The following is a 14,922-nucleotide window of genomic DNA, read 5'->3' on the forward strand; positions in this document are numbered from 1 at the left end:
CTTCTGCGAGCGTTGCTGCCGACGTCGAGCGTCAGCCCTCGGCCGCGCTGCAAGGCCGAGCCCGGTTCGCCGCGCCGCCCCGCTCGCCCTCGCACCGGGCACGGCCCCGGGCGCCGACATCCGCATCGGGTACGCGCGCTGCTCTTCGAGGCCGGGCGCCCACTGGCCCGCCAGGTCAAGGCCCACGCCAGGAGTTCGTCAAACAGCTGCTCGTCCGCAGTCTTCACCGCGTCCCTGCCGGTCGAGCCGGGCCTGGTAGGCGCCGAGCCCGGTGCCGACCACGTCGACAATGACGTGGGAAACCGTAGCCCGGGCGCTCTCTGCCCGCCGTCGTGCCCCTCCGCGGTGAGTCGTCCGACGGTCCGGACCAACTGTCGCCAGGTAACAAGGCGGCGGGAGACCACAACTGCTCGATGAAGGCGCGGCTGATGCCGACCACCGCGGTCACGCCGACCGCGGTCTCACCAAGCCCGGCGACGGCTCCCGCGGGATGCTGAACGCCGTGACGCGTACCTACTGGCGGCTGCTGGCCGCCAGCCCCGGCTGCCCAGCCCGGCCGCTGTTGGTCGAGTCGGTCGCCTGCCCGGCGATCCGCGATTACGGGTCGAGTGCCTCACGGCATGGTCCCAGCCGATGGCGACGCTGTTGGCCGAGCGCCGCGCCGGCCGACCGGTGCCGCCGATGGCTGGCACCATCGCCGGCCGGGCGGTTGGGCATCTGCCGACCACCACCATCGAGGAAGGCCGGGACCTGTCCTCGATGACGGCATCCATGCCGTCACCGCCCACCGTCTGCCGTCCGCCATACGGCCCGGCCTCACTTCAGATGCCGGTCCAAGAACCGGCACCCGTCCTCCAACTCGAACCACGGGGTGCCGGTGTGCCCTCCCAGGTTGGCGTGCAGCGTCTTCTCCTTGCTGCCGAACGCGTCAAACAGGTCCAGGGCCTGTTGCCGGGGGTTCCCTTCGTCGTCCCACTGCAGCAGGAACAGCAGCGGAATGGTGACCTGCCGGGCCTCCTCGCGCTGGGCACGGGGCACGTACCCCCCGGCGAAGAAGCCCGCGGCCACGATGCGCGGCTCGACCACCGCCAGGCGAATGCCGAGGGCGGTCCACCCTCCGGAGTACCCGACCGGGCCGCAGATCTCGGGCAGCTCAAGGAGGGCGTCCAGAGTGGTCTGCCATTCCGGGACCGCGTTCTCGACCAGCGGGCCGATGAAGGACTCGAAAATCTCGTCGGCCGGCTCGCCGGCCCGCATCGCTCGCCGAAGGCCGGCACGGGCCTGCTCGTCGGCGGCGGAACGGGGACGGTCACCGCACCCGGCGGCGTCGATGGTGGCCACCGAGTAACCGCGCGCAGCGGTGTACCGGGCCCGGGCCACCAGCCGTGGTTCCGCCTTGGGCAGGCCGTTGTTGTGGGCCATCAGGACCAGCGGGGCCGGTGCGGATCCAGGCGTCCACAGGGTGCCGGGGATCTCGCCGAGGGTGAATTCGCGCTCGAGGACACCGTCGTCGAGGCGCTGCTCAGAAGTGAATTGCACGGTCGTGCCTTTCGGGAGGGCTCTTGAACGGCGCTCCCGGACGACCTATCGCCCGACCGTGACCCCGGAGGAGAGCACCCATGTCGATACAGCGTTCACGGGTACCACCTCCTCGTTCTCTCGCACGGCCTCCGGCAGATTAGCAACGGTCGCCGTGGTCCGCCAACGGGTTTTCGCGAGGACTCCCTGGTCTGCGCCAAGGCGGGGTGGCTGCCCCCTGGCCGTCCTTGACCCATGACTTCGGCGCGGCGGAGGCACGGTCGCTTGTCACCGGGGACGGCGTGCCACTTCTCACCAGCAGCACGTAAGGCACTGCCGTTGGCACCGGCTCCGCACATCCCCGTTCGATCTGTTCGTGGAGAGTCGTCTGCCGTTGGAGGCCGGTGATGATCTTTTGGGAAGTAGTGGCTCAATCCGCGCCCACTGCGCGTCAGTCAACGGCGCATCCGAAGCAACGGCCGAGGCCGACTGAGCCAAGCGAGACTGCCTAAAGGGTGTTGCGGAAGGCCGTGATCACGCAGGCCGAAGCGGTGTCTGGGCGTGTGCGGTCATGCGGCGAGGGCGAGGTTGTGCATGCGGGCGACGGCCTGGACGGCGTGGTGGAGACCGTCGCCGCGTTGCCGGCGGTCACGGAGGATCCTGTAGTTCTTCATGCGGGAGAAGGTGTGCTCAACACGCGGGCGCGGACGCCTCTGAGCCCTGCCCTCGCCGCCGCCTCCCCGAACCTCGGGCCCCCGCCATGTCATCTACACCTCCTGCCATCCGGCGGTGCGGCGGGCCGTGGTGGATGCATGTTGCTCACCCCGCTGGCTCGGTACGGACAGTGGTGAAGGCGTACGGCAGTGGCCTTGCGTGGCGGCTGAGCGGGTATCAGGTGGCTCAACGAGAGAGGAGGAGAGACTGTTGCCGTTTGACAACTATAGTCGTGTGGCAACAAAGTACCCGTGGCAGAGAGTGGATGAGGAAGGGGCCGTAATGCTCCGATGGGCCGGCGTTGCACCGCGCGCCGGCTGCCGCCGTGGTGCGTGGCCGGGACGTCTGGTGCGGCAGTGCTCGTTTCAGGCGGACCGGGCTTCGGAATCGTCCTCATGGTGTATCTGGCCTGCTGCGGCGTCGCAGAACGCTTCCAGACCTTCGAGCAGCGCAGCCCTTTTGGCCGCGGGCATGACGTCCAGCACCGCCTGCAGTTCGCGCTGCCTGCGTCGGCGCAGGTCGTCGAGGAAAGCCCGGCCTCGATCGCTGAGGCGCAGGCGCACCTCGCGGCGGTCGGACGGGCTCACTATGCGGTCGACGAACCCGGTGGCCTGGAGCCGGTCGCACAGCCGGCTGGTCGAGGGCGGCGTAGAGGCGAGGGAGTCGGCGAGGGTGCGCAGGTTGATGCCCTCGTGGTGTTCGAGGATGAGCAGCACTCGCAACTGGGAGGCCGATGCGGGAGCCGTCGAGGCGCGGCCCCAGAGCACTTCCAGGAGCTCCGCGGCCGTTGAGGTCACGCGTGCGACCTCGTCGGGCTGTGGGCGGGGGCGGATAGTACTCACGGCCATACTCTCGCAGACGCTGGGACGGATGTCAGCGTACTAGGGCCACCCTCCGGATACGGATGCCTCGGGCAGCCAACTTTTCCCGCATTGATCACATATCCGCATATTCCCGGCATGCCAGACAAATGATTGGGTTCTCCAACGTGAACAGATTTGTGGTCGCTGAACGTGCTGTCCGTACGGCGGCACCGCATGAGTTGCTCGACGCTGTCCGTCGTGTACTGGTCGAGCAGTACGCGGCGGACGGCGTCGAGCTCTTCATGGCCGATTACGGGCTGACGGTGCTGCAGCCGGTGTCCGTTCTGCCGCACACCCTGGAGCCGGTGTCGGTGCACAACAGCGCCGAGGGGAGGGCGTTCGGTGCCCAGGAGCCGTTTGTGGAAGACGCGCCAGGGGGCGGCTTGGTGCGTGCGCATCTGCCGGTGAGTGTGCGTGGTGACCGGCTGGGCGTGCTGTCGGTCGTGTTGCCGGGCGGGGACCACGTCCGCGGATGCTTGACGGAGCTGGCCGAGATCGCCGAGGTGCTCGGGCGTGAGGTCGTCGTGGCGGAGCGGGACACCGACCTGTATCTGCAGGCGCGCCGCAAGGACCGGCTCACGCTGGCGGCCGAGATGCAGTGGCAGCTCCTGCCCGGCCGTTCCTCCACTCGACCCGAGTACGAGCTGGGCGCTCAACTGGAGCCCGCTTATGCCATCTTCGGCGACAACTTCGACTGGTCCGCGACCGCCGAGCACCTGATGCTGTACGTCACCAACGGCATGGGCGAGGGCATAGAGGCCTCCCTGCTGACGAACCTGGCCATCAACGCCCTGCGCAACGCCCGGCGTGCGGGCCTCCCACTCCCCGACCAGGCGGCCCTGGCCGACCAAGCGGTCTACGCCCAGTACCGGGGGCACTGTTACCTGTCGGTGCTGATGTTCGACTTCGAGCTCGCCACCGGCCGGGCCTGGGTAGTGGACGCGGGTTCGCCGCAGATGCTCCGGCTGCGGGAGGGAAACGTGGAGCGCATCGAGCTGGAGGCACAGCTGCCGCTGGGCATGTTCGAGGAGACCGACTACGTGGCCCAGGAGTTCCGGGCCGAGCCCGGCGACCGCCTGGTTTTCGTCAGCGACGGAGTCTACGCGGTCGCCTCACCGAAGGGCGAGGCCTACGGGGACGTCGCACTGGCCCGCGCGATCCAGGCCACGCGCCTGCTGCCGGCCGCCGAGGTCCCGCGGGCCATCCTGCGGGAGCTCACGGGTCACCGCGGCCAGCGGATCCCGGACGACGACGCTCTCGTGGTCTGCCTGGACTGGCTGGGACAGTGACCGGCGGTGCCGCACGGAAGCCCGCGCCGGGTAACGCTTGTTCGCGCACCGCCTCCGGGGCTAATGTTTGCCATATAGCAATTATTGTCGAAGTGCATGCCGCTCGGCGGCGCGGAGTCTGTGCGCAAGGGAGACGATGTAAGTGTCGGAGCGGGACGCGGCCCAGGAGTCGGCGGCGCGGCAGGTAGGTGCCTTTCTCGACCAGCGCCGGGAGCAGCTCGCCCAGCGCTGGGCCGACGCTCCTTTGTTCCGCACGGTCTTCACCGTCTCCCGCGACGAGGCGGTCGAGGCAGGCAAGGCCGTGGTGGACGCGCTGGCCGTCGTTGCCTCTTCCGGCCGGCCGGAGGACGTCGCAGCGACCGGCTTCGCGGCGGTGCGTGACCAGCTGGGGCGTATGGCCGCGTCCCGTGCTCGGAGCGGTTTCTCACCGGCCCAAATCGCCGATGAGGTCGCCGCGTTGCGGATATCGGCTACCGAGCTGCTGCTCGCGGAGTTCCCCGGCCCCTCGGACCAGCAGGGCCGGGATGCCGCGCTGGCTCTGACCGTTCTGATGGGCACCCTGCGTCTGGTCGTGATGGAGACGGCGCTCAGCGCGGGCGAGGAGCTCATCGCGCGCCAGCGTGAGCAGCTTCTCGAGGTGGCCACCCCGGTGATCGGACTGTGGGACGGCGTCGTGGCAGTACCGCTGATCGGCACTCTTGACAGTGCCCGCAGCCAAGTCGTCATGGAGAGTCTGCTGGAGGCGATCGTCGCTCAACGTGCCCAGTACGCCATCTTGGACATCACCGGTGTTCCCGCGGTCGATTCCCTGGTCGCCCAGCACCTGATGAAGACCGTGGCCGCCGCGCAGCTGATGGGTGCCGAGTGCATCGTCTCGGGCATCCGCCCGGCGATCGCTCAGACCATCGTCCACCTAGGCATCGACCTCGGACCCATCACCACGCGCGCCGGCCTGGCCGATGCCCTCGCCTACGCCCTGGGCCGGCAGGGCATCGAAGTCTCCCCGCGGACACCCTCGGTTGCGGGCCGACGGTGATCACGCAGCCCCCGGTCTCCGTACCGGTCCTGGAGCTGGGCGACATTCTGCTGGTCACCCTGCAGGGAGAACTGCACGACGGCGCGGCGGAACAGCTTCAGCACGACATCACTCACCGCATCGCACAACAGCCGGTGAGCGGCGTCGTCATCGACATCTCCGGCGTGGAGATCGTCGACTCCTTCCTGGGCCGCATCCTGGCCGAGATCGCCGCCGGCGCCCGCCTGCTGGCAGCCCGGACGGTACTGACCGGGATGCGTCCCGCCGTCGCGATCACGTTGGTCGAACTGGGACTCACCCTGCCCGGCCTGCGCACCGCCCTGGACGTCGAGAGCGCGCTGATCCTGCTGGGAAACGCTCCCTCGGCGGCACAGTCCCCACATCCGCAGGAGGGCGCGTCATGCAAGCCGGACTCGGCCTGACGACCAGGATCACGATCGGCTCCGACACCGACCTGGCCTGGGCGAGGCATCAGGTGCGTCAGGCCGCGGCCGCACTCGGCTTCAGCCTGGTCCAGCAGACGAAGCTGATCACCGCTGCCAGCGAACTGGCCCGCAACACCCTCGTCCACGGCGGCGGCGGACATATGGAAATGACCACGCTGGACAATGGCCGGACCCGTGGGCTGAGACTGTCGTGCATCGACGAAGGCCCCGGAATCCGCGACATCGACATGGCAATGACCGACGGCTACACCACCGGGGGCGGCCTGGGCCTGGGCCTGAGCGGGGCAAAGCGTCTGGTACAGGAATTCACCCTGGACAGCCGGCCCGGACACGGCACCAATGTCACCATCACCGAGTGGATCTCCGCACTGCCCTCTCCCCGCAGCGGTGTCGTGTGAGCCGCGTCTGGGACGTGCCGGTACACGACACCACACGCATCCGGGACGTGCGCGTGGCCGCCGAGGCGGCGTGCGCCCGTGCCGGGCTCGACTCCCAGCGCACCGCCGTCGGCGCACTGGTGGCCACTGAGCTGGCCACCAACCTTCTCAAACACGCGGGCGGCGGCCGCATCGTGATCAATCTCGCCCAGGATCCCGGCATCGACGACGCCACATCGTCGTGGGTCCAGGTCACCTCGCTCGATCACGGACCCGGTATCCCCGACGTAGAAGCAGCACTGCGTGATGGCTGCACGACAGTTCCGGCCTCGCTCGGCGCCGGACTGGGGACCTGCCTGCGCGTGTCGAACGCCTTCGACCTGCACAGCCGACGCGGACAGGGCACCGTGGCCGTGGCTCGCGTCGGGCCCGCACCCGTCGCCCGGGCTCGCACGCTCCGTCCCGGACGAGGCGTGCGAGCCGGCGGCATCAACGTCTCGCTGGCTCAGGGCGAGTACTCGGGTGACGCCTTCGGCTGCGTGCGCTCGGGCAGCCGTCTGACCCTCATGCTGGCCGACGGGCTCGGACACGGCATCAGGGCCGCGCAGGCCGCCGTCGCCGCTGTGGCCCAACTGCGCAACACCGCGGACCGGCCACCGGACGAGATCTTGCGCAGCGTCAATGGAGCGCTGCGTTCCACACGGGGCGCGGCCGTCGTCGTTGGCCAGGCCGACATGGCCACCGACAGGTTCTCCTTCTGCGGGGTCGGCAACGTGGGTGCGCGCCTTCATTCCGGCAGCACCTGGCGACCGCTGCTGTCCCACCCGGGCATCGTCGGGGCGCGCTTGCCGGCATCCCTGCCCCTGCAGCACGGAACGTGGCGGGCCGACAGCCTCCTCCTCGTGCACAGTGACGGCCTGCCCAGCCGCTGGACGCCACCCACCGACCCCCATCTCCTCACCCTCGACCCGGCCGTAATCGCAGCAGTCGTACTGCGCGAAGCCAGTAGCGCGGCGCGCCCTCTGCGTGACGACACCAGCGTGGCCGTACTGGCGAACGACCGCCGCACATATCCCGATGACCGTCCCTGACACGTGGCCGATCGGCTCGTCCACCGACGCGGCACGCGCCCGGACAGCCGTGGCGCGCCTCCTGGCCGACGCGGGTGTTCCCCTGCTGGAACGTCTGCGTTTCGTGACGGCTCTGACCACCCAGGTGCGTCACTGTCTTGAAGAACGAAACGGCGATGGCGCGTACGAACTCCTGCTGCACCTGCGTCGGCCCGCCCCCGGCACCGACGGGCAGCTCCGACTAACCCTGCGCCGTACCGGACAGCCGCCACAGGAATCCGGATGGCACCTGACGACCACCATCCACGAAACCGGACGGCTCGACCTGACCCGCCCACCCTGCCCGGACCGCACCGTGCTGGCCGACGCACTCATCGCCGCCGACGAGGACGCGGGAGAGGCCCTGCGGCGCCTGGACGAGCAACACAACCTTGTCCGCTTCCACCGGGAGGAACTGCACCACACGAACCAGGGTGTACTGGCCCTCCACGCCGAACTCGACGCCGCCGCTCTGCGCCAGCGGGAACTACTGGACGCCGAGCGGCAGGCGCGCTCGCAGGCCGAGAACGCCCGGGGCCTGCTCACCTTCCTCGTCAACGCCAGTGCCGCCGTCAGCGGGTCCCTCCGCCACGACGACATCCTGCGACGCCTGTCCAGCCTCCTCGTGCCCGACTACGCCGCGCAGGTCGATGCCTGGCTCTTCGACGAAGACCAGAAGGGGCGCGGCAGCCACCGCACCACTCCCCGCCCGGCCGCCGCCGTGGTCGCCGCCCGCACCGGCCGTCCCCAGCTCGCCACCGCTCACCCCGGCGAAGGCGCCGCTCACCCCGGCGAACTGCCCGGCATCGACGACCTTCCGCCCTCAGCCATGACCCCGGACAAGACCATGCTGTCCATCCCCCTCTCCGCACCGGGACCGGGAGTGATGGGTGTGCTCACCCTGACCGCACCAGGACCCGTATTCGACCCGGACACCTGCCTCATGCTGGTCGAACTCACCCGACGAGCAGGCGTCGCCCTCGAACATGCCCGCCGCTACGAACGGCACAGGGACACCGCCCGGACCCTGCAACGCGCGCAGCTCACCGACCTGCCCGCCACACCGGGGCTGCTCCTGGCCGCCCGCTACCTGCCCGCCACCCGCGGACTGAACATCGGCGGCGACTGGTACGACGCCTTCACCCAGCCCGACGGCAGCTTCCTCGCCGTCGTCGGAGACGTCACCGGCCACGGCCTCGACGCCGCCGTGCTGATGGGCCAGCTACGCACCGCGCTGCGCGCCTACGCGGTCACCGGTGACGGACCGGCCGACATCCTCACCCGGATGCACGGCATGCTGCGCCACCAGCAGCCCGAGTTGTACGCGACCGCAGCCCTGGTCCGGTTCAGGCCGGGAGAGCCGGGCATCAGCTGGGCGACAGCCGGACATCCCCCGCCCCTCGTGCGACTGCCCGACGGCACGGTCCGCGTCCTGGATGCCACACCCGGTCCCATGCTCGGGGTGCCGGTGCCGTACGAGTACCAGGAGCACGCCGCCGGCCTGCCACCCGGTTCGACTCTGGCCCTCTACACCGACGGGCTGGTCGAGCGGCGGAAAGAGGGCATCGACGTCGGCATCGGGCGGCTTGCGCGGGCTCTGAAGGCGCTGAACGCGGTGGAACTGGGACACAATCTCGACGCTGCGGCCGAAGGTCTGCTCAAGCCGTTGCTGCACGACTCCGAACGCGACGACGACGTGTGCCTGCTGCTCTGCCACACCGCCGTCACGATGCCGTGACGCACGTCCACTCGTCCAAGCCGGACGCATGGGGCGGTATTCGGAAACCACCAGAGGAGAAGGTGGGTGCCATGCATGCCACTGAACCGCCACCGTCCGTGGAAAGCCCGCTTCGAGCGACTCCCCCTCACGCACTCGCCACCACCGCGCGCCGCCTCCCGGCCGAGCGGGCCGGCGCCCTGGACGTCACCCTCCTCCTGGCCGACTACGCCCGGACCGTCCTGCAGTCGGTCACCCAGCCACCTCGCACAGGCGCCCCGGTCCCTGCCCTCACGGGCCCCCGTGCAGCGGTGAACCGGATACCTGCGCCGCCAGGAAAGCCCGCATACCCCGACTCAGCGCCGCGCGGTCGGCGGGTTCCATCCCTGCCAGCACAGCGGTGAGCGCCTGTGCTCGACGCCCTGCGACATCGTCCAGCACGCGACGTCCCTGCGCGGTGAGACTGAGTTGCACCTCACGACGCTTGTGCGGGTGCAGCGCCCGTTCCAGCAAACCAGCGGCTTCGAGCCGGTCACACAACCGACTGGCGGTGGGAAGCCCTACAGCCAGCCGTTCGGCCAGACCGGTGAGATTGAGGTCAGGGGTCGCCTCCAGCGCTCGCAACGCCCGCAGCTGGTGCACGGACAACCGCAGCACCGCCCCCTGAGCAGCCAGCGACCACAGACTCGTCAGAGACTCCACGGCGTCGGCAATCTCCAGGGCGACGTCCTCGGGGCCATCATCCGGGCCTCTCACATGGCCGCCGCCCAAACTGCCGAGACCAGTCACAAAACATCACTCTCAGTAACCTTTAGCAGGGGCGGATACGGGTTCCCGTTCAGGCGCTGCTACCCGAAGAGCGCACAGGCAAGCGGCACCGAGGTCGACCTGTTCGAGGAACTGCACCAGTGACCGACGACCCCCGTCCGGTCCCTCGACGAGGAGCGGATCGTCTGGACCCAAGTTTTCGAGGGGGCTCCCGGGATGCGCGCGAGTGCACGTCGCTGTGGACGCTCACCGAGGTGCCGGACAGCGCCATCCGCGACGCGAGGCGAACGGAAGCCCACCGCGCCGGCACCCTCGAAGCCTCGCGTGCCGTAGTAGTGCGGCGAACCCTCCAGGAATACCAACAACGCGAAGTGCCTCCACGAGCCCGGGACACGATCGCTGTCGTCGAAGGCGCGCGTATCGCGTATGAACCTCGCGCACCTCTCGGTGATCGTCAGCGGTCTCCTGCCGGATCACCAGCCCGGCACCGGCGGGAGCGATCCGGGAGCCTGCAGGCGCATCGAGTGACGTCATGGCCGCGAGGGTAGATCGCGGGGCGGCTCAGCCCGAGGCAATTGCGCACCGGGAAGCAAGCCGGGACAGCTTTTCCGGGAACGTACTTACCAGCAGGAGAATTGCCGCGTCAGCCCCGGCCGAGTACGCAGAACTCGTTGCCCGCCGGATCCGCCAGAACGACCCAGGAGACATCACCCTGACCCACATCGGCCCGTACCGCGCCGAGGCCTTCGAGCCGGGCGACCTCCCTCGCCTGATCCTCGACGGGGTCGGACATTACGTCGAGATGGACGCGGCTCCGTACGACCTCGTCGTCGGGCGTGCGGCGGAACTCCAGGAAGGGTCCGACGCCCTTGACGGAGCGCAGCAGAGCCCGGTCGTCGGTCAGCTCGTGGACGGTCCAGTCGATCGCCTCGCCCCAGAACCGGACCATGGCCCGTGGGTCGGCGCACGCGACGACCACGGCGGCTATCGGCCCGGTGTCCCGGTAGAGCTCCCGGGGCTCCAGGACGCTGAACACGTTGCCTTCCGGGTCGGCCATCACCGCCCACGGCACGTCACCCTGGCCCACATCGGCGGGCGTCGCCCCGAGCTGCTTCAGACGTGCGACCAACTCCGCCTGATGGGCGTCGGAGGTGGTGGCGAGCTCGATGTGCACGCGGTACTCCACCGTCTCCGGGTCCGGGACGCGGACGAGGTCGATGCAGACGGCGGCCGGGTCAGGCCAGTCGAAGCCCACGGGTTCCAGGTTGGTGACACCGGGCCCTTCGCTGGAAACACCCCAGCCGAGCGCCTCCGCCCAGAACTGGCCGAGCGCCGAGTCGTCCTGGGCCTTGAAGTTCACCTGAACAAGTTGCAGCGTCATGCCGCACACCCTAGGTGCTCCCCCATCGGGCAGGCTTGCGAATTCGGACAGCAGAACCTCGGCACCGCCGTGGAACAAGGCGTGTCGCGGGCGGTCCAGGTGCGGCCGTTGAACAGCGTCTGGTTCCGGGCGGCTTCCGTGCGGAAGATCGGCGACGGCTGCGTGACGCTCGAACAGCAGAGACCCTGGACCTCGGCCATCGGTTCCTGGCCGTCGGGAGCACGGTCTCCCCTTTGCCGGGCACGGCCCCGGTGGGAACGTGGGAGGGGGCGGAGACTGCGCGTAGAGCTGACGAAGCTTGGCCCGGGCCGCACGGTGACCGTCATCGGTGCCGGCGGGCCGCACCTCGGTCGCGGTGAAGGAAGGCGCGACCCGGTTCGCCGAGTACGGCTCTCGGACCGCCACCGTGGCCTGGCTGTCCGGGCCGGACACGGAGCGCCCCCGCGACGAGCCGTCCCGACGACCCGCCGCGGGGGTCTCCCGCTCGGGTACGCCCGTCAGCTCGTCGTCCAGGGACGCAGCTTCTCGGGATTGGCGACGGCCCAGAAGTTCCTGATGCGGTCGCCCGCGACTTCGAACGCGATCACCACCGCGGTGACACCGCCGCGCTCGACGACCAGGCCGGGCTGACCGTTGACCGTGCGTTCCACGATCGTCAGGTCGTCCGCCGTTGCGGTGACGGCCACCAGGTACCGCGCGATCTGCTCGTTGCCCACGACGGGCCGGGGCGCCGCGCTGGCCAGGCCTCCGCCGTCGGCGACCCCCGTGGCGTCGGGGTCGAGCAGGTCGATCAGGGCCTTGATGTCCTTGGCCTCCCACGCGAGTTTGAAGTCCCTGACGAGAGCGGCCTGCCGCGACGCCCGGGCCGCCGACACTTCGGACGCGCGGAGACGGCGGCGGGCCGCGGAGGCCAGCTGTCGGCAGGCCCCCGGCGTACGGCCGACGATCTCGGCCACTTCGGCGAAGGGATAGCCGAAGACGTCATGGAGGATGAACGCCACGCGCTCGGCCGGCGTCATCGCGTCGAGCAGGACGAGGAAGGCCATGGAGACCGACTCGTCAAGCGTCACACGGTCAGCCGGATCGGTGGTGGCTCCGCCTGGCCTCCCGCCGGACCACTCCGCGCGATCGGGCAACGGCTCGGGGATCCACTCGCCCACATACCTCTCGCGCCGCGCCCGCGCCGAGCCGAGCTGGTCGAGGCAGATACGGCCGGCCACCTTCGTCAGCCACCCGCCTGGCGACTTGATGCCCTCCTGCTGCTCCTGGGACATGGTGTACCAGCGGGCGTACGTCTCCTGCACGACATCCTCGGCGTCGGCCAGGGAGCCCAGCAGTCGGTAGGCGAGGTTGGTGAGCCGACGTCGCTCGCTCATGATCGTGCTCAGACTCGGGTCGAGCCGAATGCCTCCCGGCTCGGTTTCGGTGCTCATGTCTCGCCACTCCTTCGGTCGCGTCTGGCCAGGCCACACCGGATATGACGAGACAGCCCCTACGGATGTGAGGTGACGCGCCGACCTCACATCCGCGGGCGCCGCGTCGTCGTACCGGTAAGAACGTCGACTCACGCACGGCCGTTCCACGGTGGAACGGCCCTGTAGGGATGGAGAAAGCATGGACGCCCGTATGAATCTGTTCGCCCAACCGGTGGCGGCCCAGTTCTTGAAGTACGTCGCCACGGCGGGCAAGGCCGTGTCGGATTCGACGCTGCCGGCCACCACGCAGGAGCTGGTGCGCATCCGCGCCAGCCAGATCAACGGCTGCGGATTCTGTCTGGACATGCACACCAAGGAGGCCGCGCACGCCGGAGAGAGCGCCGTGCGCCTCCACCTGGTAGCGACCTGGCGGGAGGCGCCGGTCTTCACCGACGCGGAGCGAGCGGCCCTGGAGCTGACCGAGCAGGGCACCCGCATCGCCGACGCAGCCGGCGGCGTCACCGACGAGGCCTGGACCAACGCCGCGCAGCACTACGACGAGGAACAGCTCTCGGCCCTGGTGTGCCTCATCGCCGTCATGAACACCTTCAACCGCCTCAACGTCATCGTTCAGCGACCCGCGAGCGACTACCAGCCCGGCCAATGGGCCCAGTGGGCCTAGGAACCCCACCCGAGCCGCAGGCAGAGAGGAACTTCGAAGTGACAAGGCTGCGCGTCCTCACGTTGAACGTGTGGAACACCCGGGGAGACAGTGCCGCGCGCATGGCGCTCATCAACGCTGAGCTACGGCGACACGCTCCGGACCTCGTCGCGTTCCAGGAAGTCCTGCCCGGGCAACTGGACCAATTGATCGCCGGCACCGGGCTGCACGGCACCGACCAGTCGCAGGTGTCCATGGCGGCGCCGCCCTTCGCCGATCGGTACGGCGGCACGGCGATCGCGACCCGGTGGCCGCATCGCGTCGTCGAAGTCCTCGACCAGCGCGGCACGGACGCGCCCGACGTGCCGTGGCTCACGCTGGCGGCCCACGTGCCGCTGCCGGATCTGGGCGAGGTGCTGTTCGTCGCGCCCACGACCTCGTTCCGGCTCGACCAGGAGGCGGCACGCGAGCGTCAGGTGCTGGCCCTGAGCGACCTGGACGTCCGGCACCGAACGGCCTTGCCCACGATCATGGCCGGTGACTTCAACGCGGACCCGGACACAGCCGGCATCCGCTACCTGACCGGCCGGCAGTCGCTCGCAGGACGCAGTACGCACTATCACGACGCGTGGGAGGTCGCGGGTGCCGGGCCCGGCCACACCTGGTCCACGGACAACCCCGACGCGTCCGAGGACATCGCTCGTCTGGTACGCCAGCCACGGCACCACCGTCGGCTCGACTACGTCCTCGTCGGCTCGCCACACGCTCATCCGCACGCCTTCGCCCGCGTTCTCGACGCCCGGCTCGTGTTCGACGAACCCAGCGACGGTGTGTGGGCCAGTGACCACTACGGTGTCGTCGTCGATCTGGACCTGGGAGTAGTTCGGTGACCCGGTCACGGGTCACTGTCGACCGCGCCGACGGCGCGTCGCATGCGCGCCCCCGACGACCTCTTCCCACACAGGAGCATCCCAACATGTCCATCACGTCCCTACCCGGCGAACTGTCAGGCAACTACCTCCTCGACACCACACGTACGCGCGTCGGTTTCATCGCCCGGCACACCATGTCCACCAGGGTGCGCGGGCGGTTCGAGGAGTTCGAGGGCAAGGCGTACCTGGACGTCGGCCACCCGTCGAAGTCCGAGATACGGCTGACGATCCGGGCGCGAAGCATCCGGACCGGCAAGCCGCAGCGCGACGATCTGCTCAGCGGCAAGTTCCTGGACGCCGACGGCCACCCGACTCTCACCTTCGTCTCGACCAGGGTGGAGCAGGCCGAGGAGAACGTCTTCAGGGTCACCGGCGATCTGACCATCCGCACCGTTACCAGACCGGTCACCGTTGTGTTCACGCTGACCGGCACGGAGACCGGTCCCCGGGGAGACTGCCGGATCGGCGCCCGGGGCAGCGCCACCATCGACCGCAACGATTGGGGTGTGAACTGGAACGCCATGACCACGGCCATGGTCAGCCCCAAAGTCACCCTCGAATTCGACGTCTCCGCGGTCCGCCAGCCCTGACGGGGCCCACTGGCCCACGCCCCGGCCGCGGTTGTCCGCGGCGGCCGTCAAGCCGCCCGCACACCCGAGGTCCGTCTGCCGGGCGTAGGCGCGGTCCCGCTGGCTG

Annotated in this window: 14 protein-coding genes and 1 pseudogene; 9 read left to right on the forward strand and 6 right to left on the reverse strand. The window is 69.6% G+C overall.

The window, feature by feature from the left end:
- Positions 1-816: 816 nt before the first annotated feature.
- From ACFW48_RS19590 to ACFW48_RS19600, 3 genes and pseudogenes are all read right to left on the reverse strand, one after another.
- The gene (locus ACFW48_RS19590) at positions 817-1,539 is read right to left on the reverse strand and encodes a dienelactone hydrolase family protein (RefSeq protein WP_386316218.1); all 723 of its coding nucleotides are present in this window, start codon (positions 1,537-1,539) and stop codon (positions 817-819) included.
- Between the two features lie 548 nt (positions 1,540-2,087).
- Positions 2,088-2,222, reverse strand: a pseudogene (locus tag ACFW48_RS19595) (transposase); the annotation flags it as partial.
- Between the two features lie 375 nt (positions 2,223-2,597).
- Positions 2,598-3,080 (reverse strand): MarR family transcriptional regulator, encoded by a 483-nt coding sequence (locus ACFW48_RS19600; protein ID WP_386316220.1) that lies wholly within the window; start codon positions 3,078-3,080, stop codon positions 2,598-2,600.
- A 122-nt stretch (positions 3,081-3,202) separates the two neighbouring features.
- On the opposite strand from ACFW48_RS19600, the gene ACFW48_RS19605 reads away from it, so the two are divergent.
- From ACFW48_RS19605 to ACFW48_RS19630, 6 genes are all read left to right on the forward strand, one after another.
- On the forward strand, positions 3,203-4,384 hold the full coding sequence (locus tag ACFW48_RS19605; RefSeq protein WP_386316222.1) for a PP2C family protein-serine/threonine phosphatase: 1,182 nt from the start codon (positions 3,203-3,205) through the stop codon (positions 4,382-4,384).
- A gap of 142 nt (positions 4,385-4,526) precedes the next feature.
- Positions 4,527-5,420: an STAS domain-containing protein gene (locus tag ACFW48_RS19610; protein ID WP_386316224.1), complete on the forward strand. Its 894-nt coding sequence runs from the start codon at positions 4,527-4,529 to the stop codon at positions 5,418-5,420.
- Entirely contained in the window at positions 5,417-5,842 is a 426-nt protein-coding gene (locus tag ACFW48_RS19615) for an STAS domain-containing protein (RefSeq protein WP_386316226.1), read from the forward strand. The genes ACFW48_RS19610 and ACFW48_RS19615 overlap by 4 nt, the downstream gene beginning before the upstream one ends.
- Entirely contained in the window at positions 5,821-6,264 is a 444-nt protein-coding gene (locus tag ACFW48_RS19620) for an ATP-binding protein (protein ID WP_386316228.1), read from the forward strand. The genes ACFW48_RS19615 and ACFW48_RS19620 overlap by 22 nt, the downstream gene beginning before the upstream one ends.
- Positions 6,261-7,334 (forward strand): SpoIIE family protein phosphatase, encoded by a 1,074-nt coding sequence (locus ACFW48_RS19625; protein WP_386316314.1) that lies wholly within the window; start codon positions 6,261-6,263, stop codon positions 7,332-7,334. Before ACFW48_RS19620 ends, ACFW48_RS19625 begins: the two co-directional genes overlap by 4 nt.
- Positions 7,321-9,090 carry a PP2C family protein-serine/threonine phosphatase gene (locus tag ACFW48_RS19630; RefSeq protein WP_386316230.1) on the forward strand — a complete coding sequence of 590 codons (1,770 nt, stop codon included), beginning with the start codon at positions 7,321-7,323 and terminating at the stop codon, positions 9,088-9,090. The genes ACFW48_RS19625 and ACFW48_RS19630 overlap by 14 nt, the downstream gene beginning before the upstream one ends.
- 270 nt (positions 9,091-9,360) lie before the next feature.
- Here the strand turns inward: ACFW48_RS19630 and ACFW48_RS19635 are convergent, their stop codons facing one another.
- The 3 genes from ACFW48_RS19635 to sigJ all read right to left on the reverse strand — a co-directional run bounded on the left by ACFW48_RS19635 (position 9,361) and on the right by sigJ (position 12,651).
- A complete protein-coding gene (locus tag ACFW48_RS19635; RefSeq protein ID WP_386316232.1) occupies positions 9,361-9,858 on the reverse strand; it encodes a MarR family winged helix-turn-helix transcriptional regulator in 498 nt (165 codons plus the stop codon).
- A gap of 622 nt (positions 9,859-10,480) precedes the next feature.
- Positions 10,481-11,218, reverse strand: coding sequence for a VOC family protein (locus ACFW48_RS19640; protein WP_386316234.1), 738 nt, complete (start codon positions 11,216-11,218; stop codon positions 10,481-10,483).
- 497 nt (positions 11,219-11,715) lie between these two features.
- Complete coding sequence (gene sigJ, locus ACFW48_RS19645) at positions 11,716-12,651, reverse strand: RNA polymerase sigma factor SigJ (RefSeq protein ID WP_386316236.1); 936 nt, start codon at positions 12,649-12,651, stop codon at positions 11,716-11,718.
- 181 nt (positions 12,652-12,832) lie between these two features.
- Here sigJ and ACFW48_RS19650 point away from each other — a divergent pair, with 181 nt between their 5' ends.
- From ACFW48_RS19650 to ACFW48_RS19660, 3 genes are all read left to right on the forward strand, one after another.
- On the forward strand, positions 12,833-13,315 hold the full coding sequence (locus ACFW48_RS19650; RefSeq protein WP_386316237.1) for a carboxymuconolactone decarboxylase family protein: 483 nt from the start codon (positions 12,833-12,835) through the stop codon (positions 13,313-13,315).
- 38 nt (positions 13,316-13,353) lie between these two features.
- Complete coding sequence (locus tag ACFW48_RS19655; RefSeq protein WP_386316239.1) at positions 13,354-14,184, forward strand: endonuclease/exonuclease/phosphatase family protein; 831 nt, start codon at positions 13,354-13,356, stop codon at positions 14,182-14,184.
- Between the two features lie 86 nt (positions 14,185-14,270).
- The gene (locus ACFW48_RS19660; protein ID WP_386316241.1) at positions 14,271-14,816 is read left to right on the forward strand and encodes a YceI family protein; all 546 of its coding nucleotides are present in this window, start codon (positions 14,271-14,273) and stop codon (positions 14,814-14,816) included.
- Positions 14,817-14,922 lie beyond the last annotated feature (106 nt).

Source organism: Streptomyces sp. NPDC058812, assembly GCF_042744565.1.
GTDB classification, from domain to species: Bacteria; Actinomycetota; Actinomycetes; order Streptomycetales; family Streptomycetaceae; genus Streptomyces; species Streptomyces thinghirensis.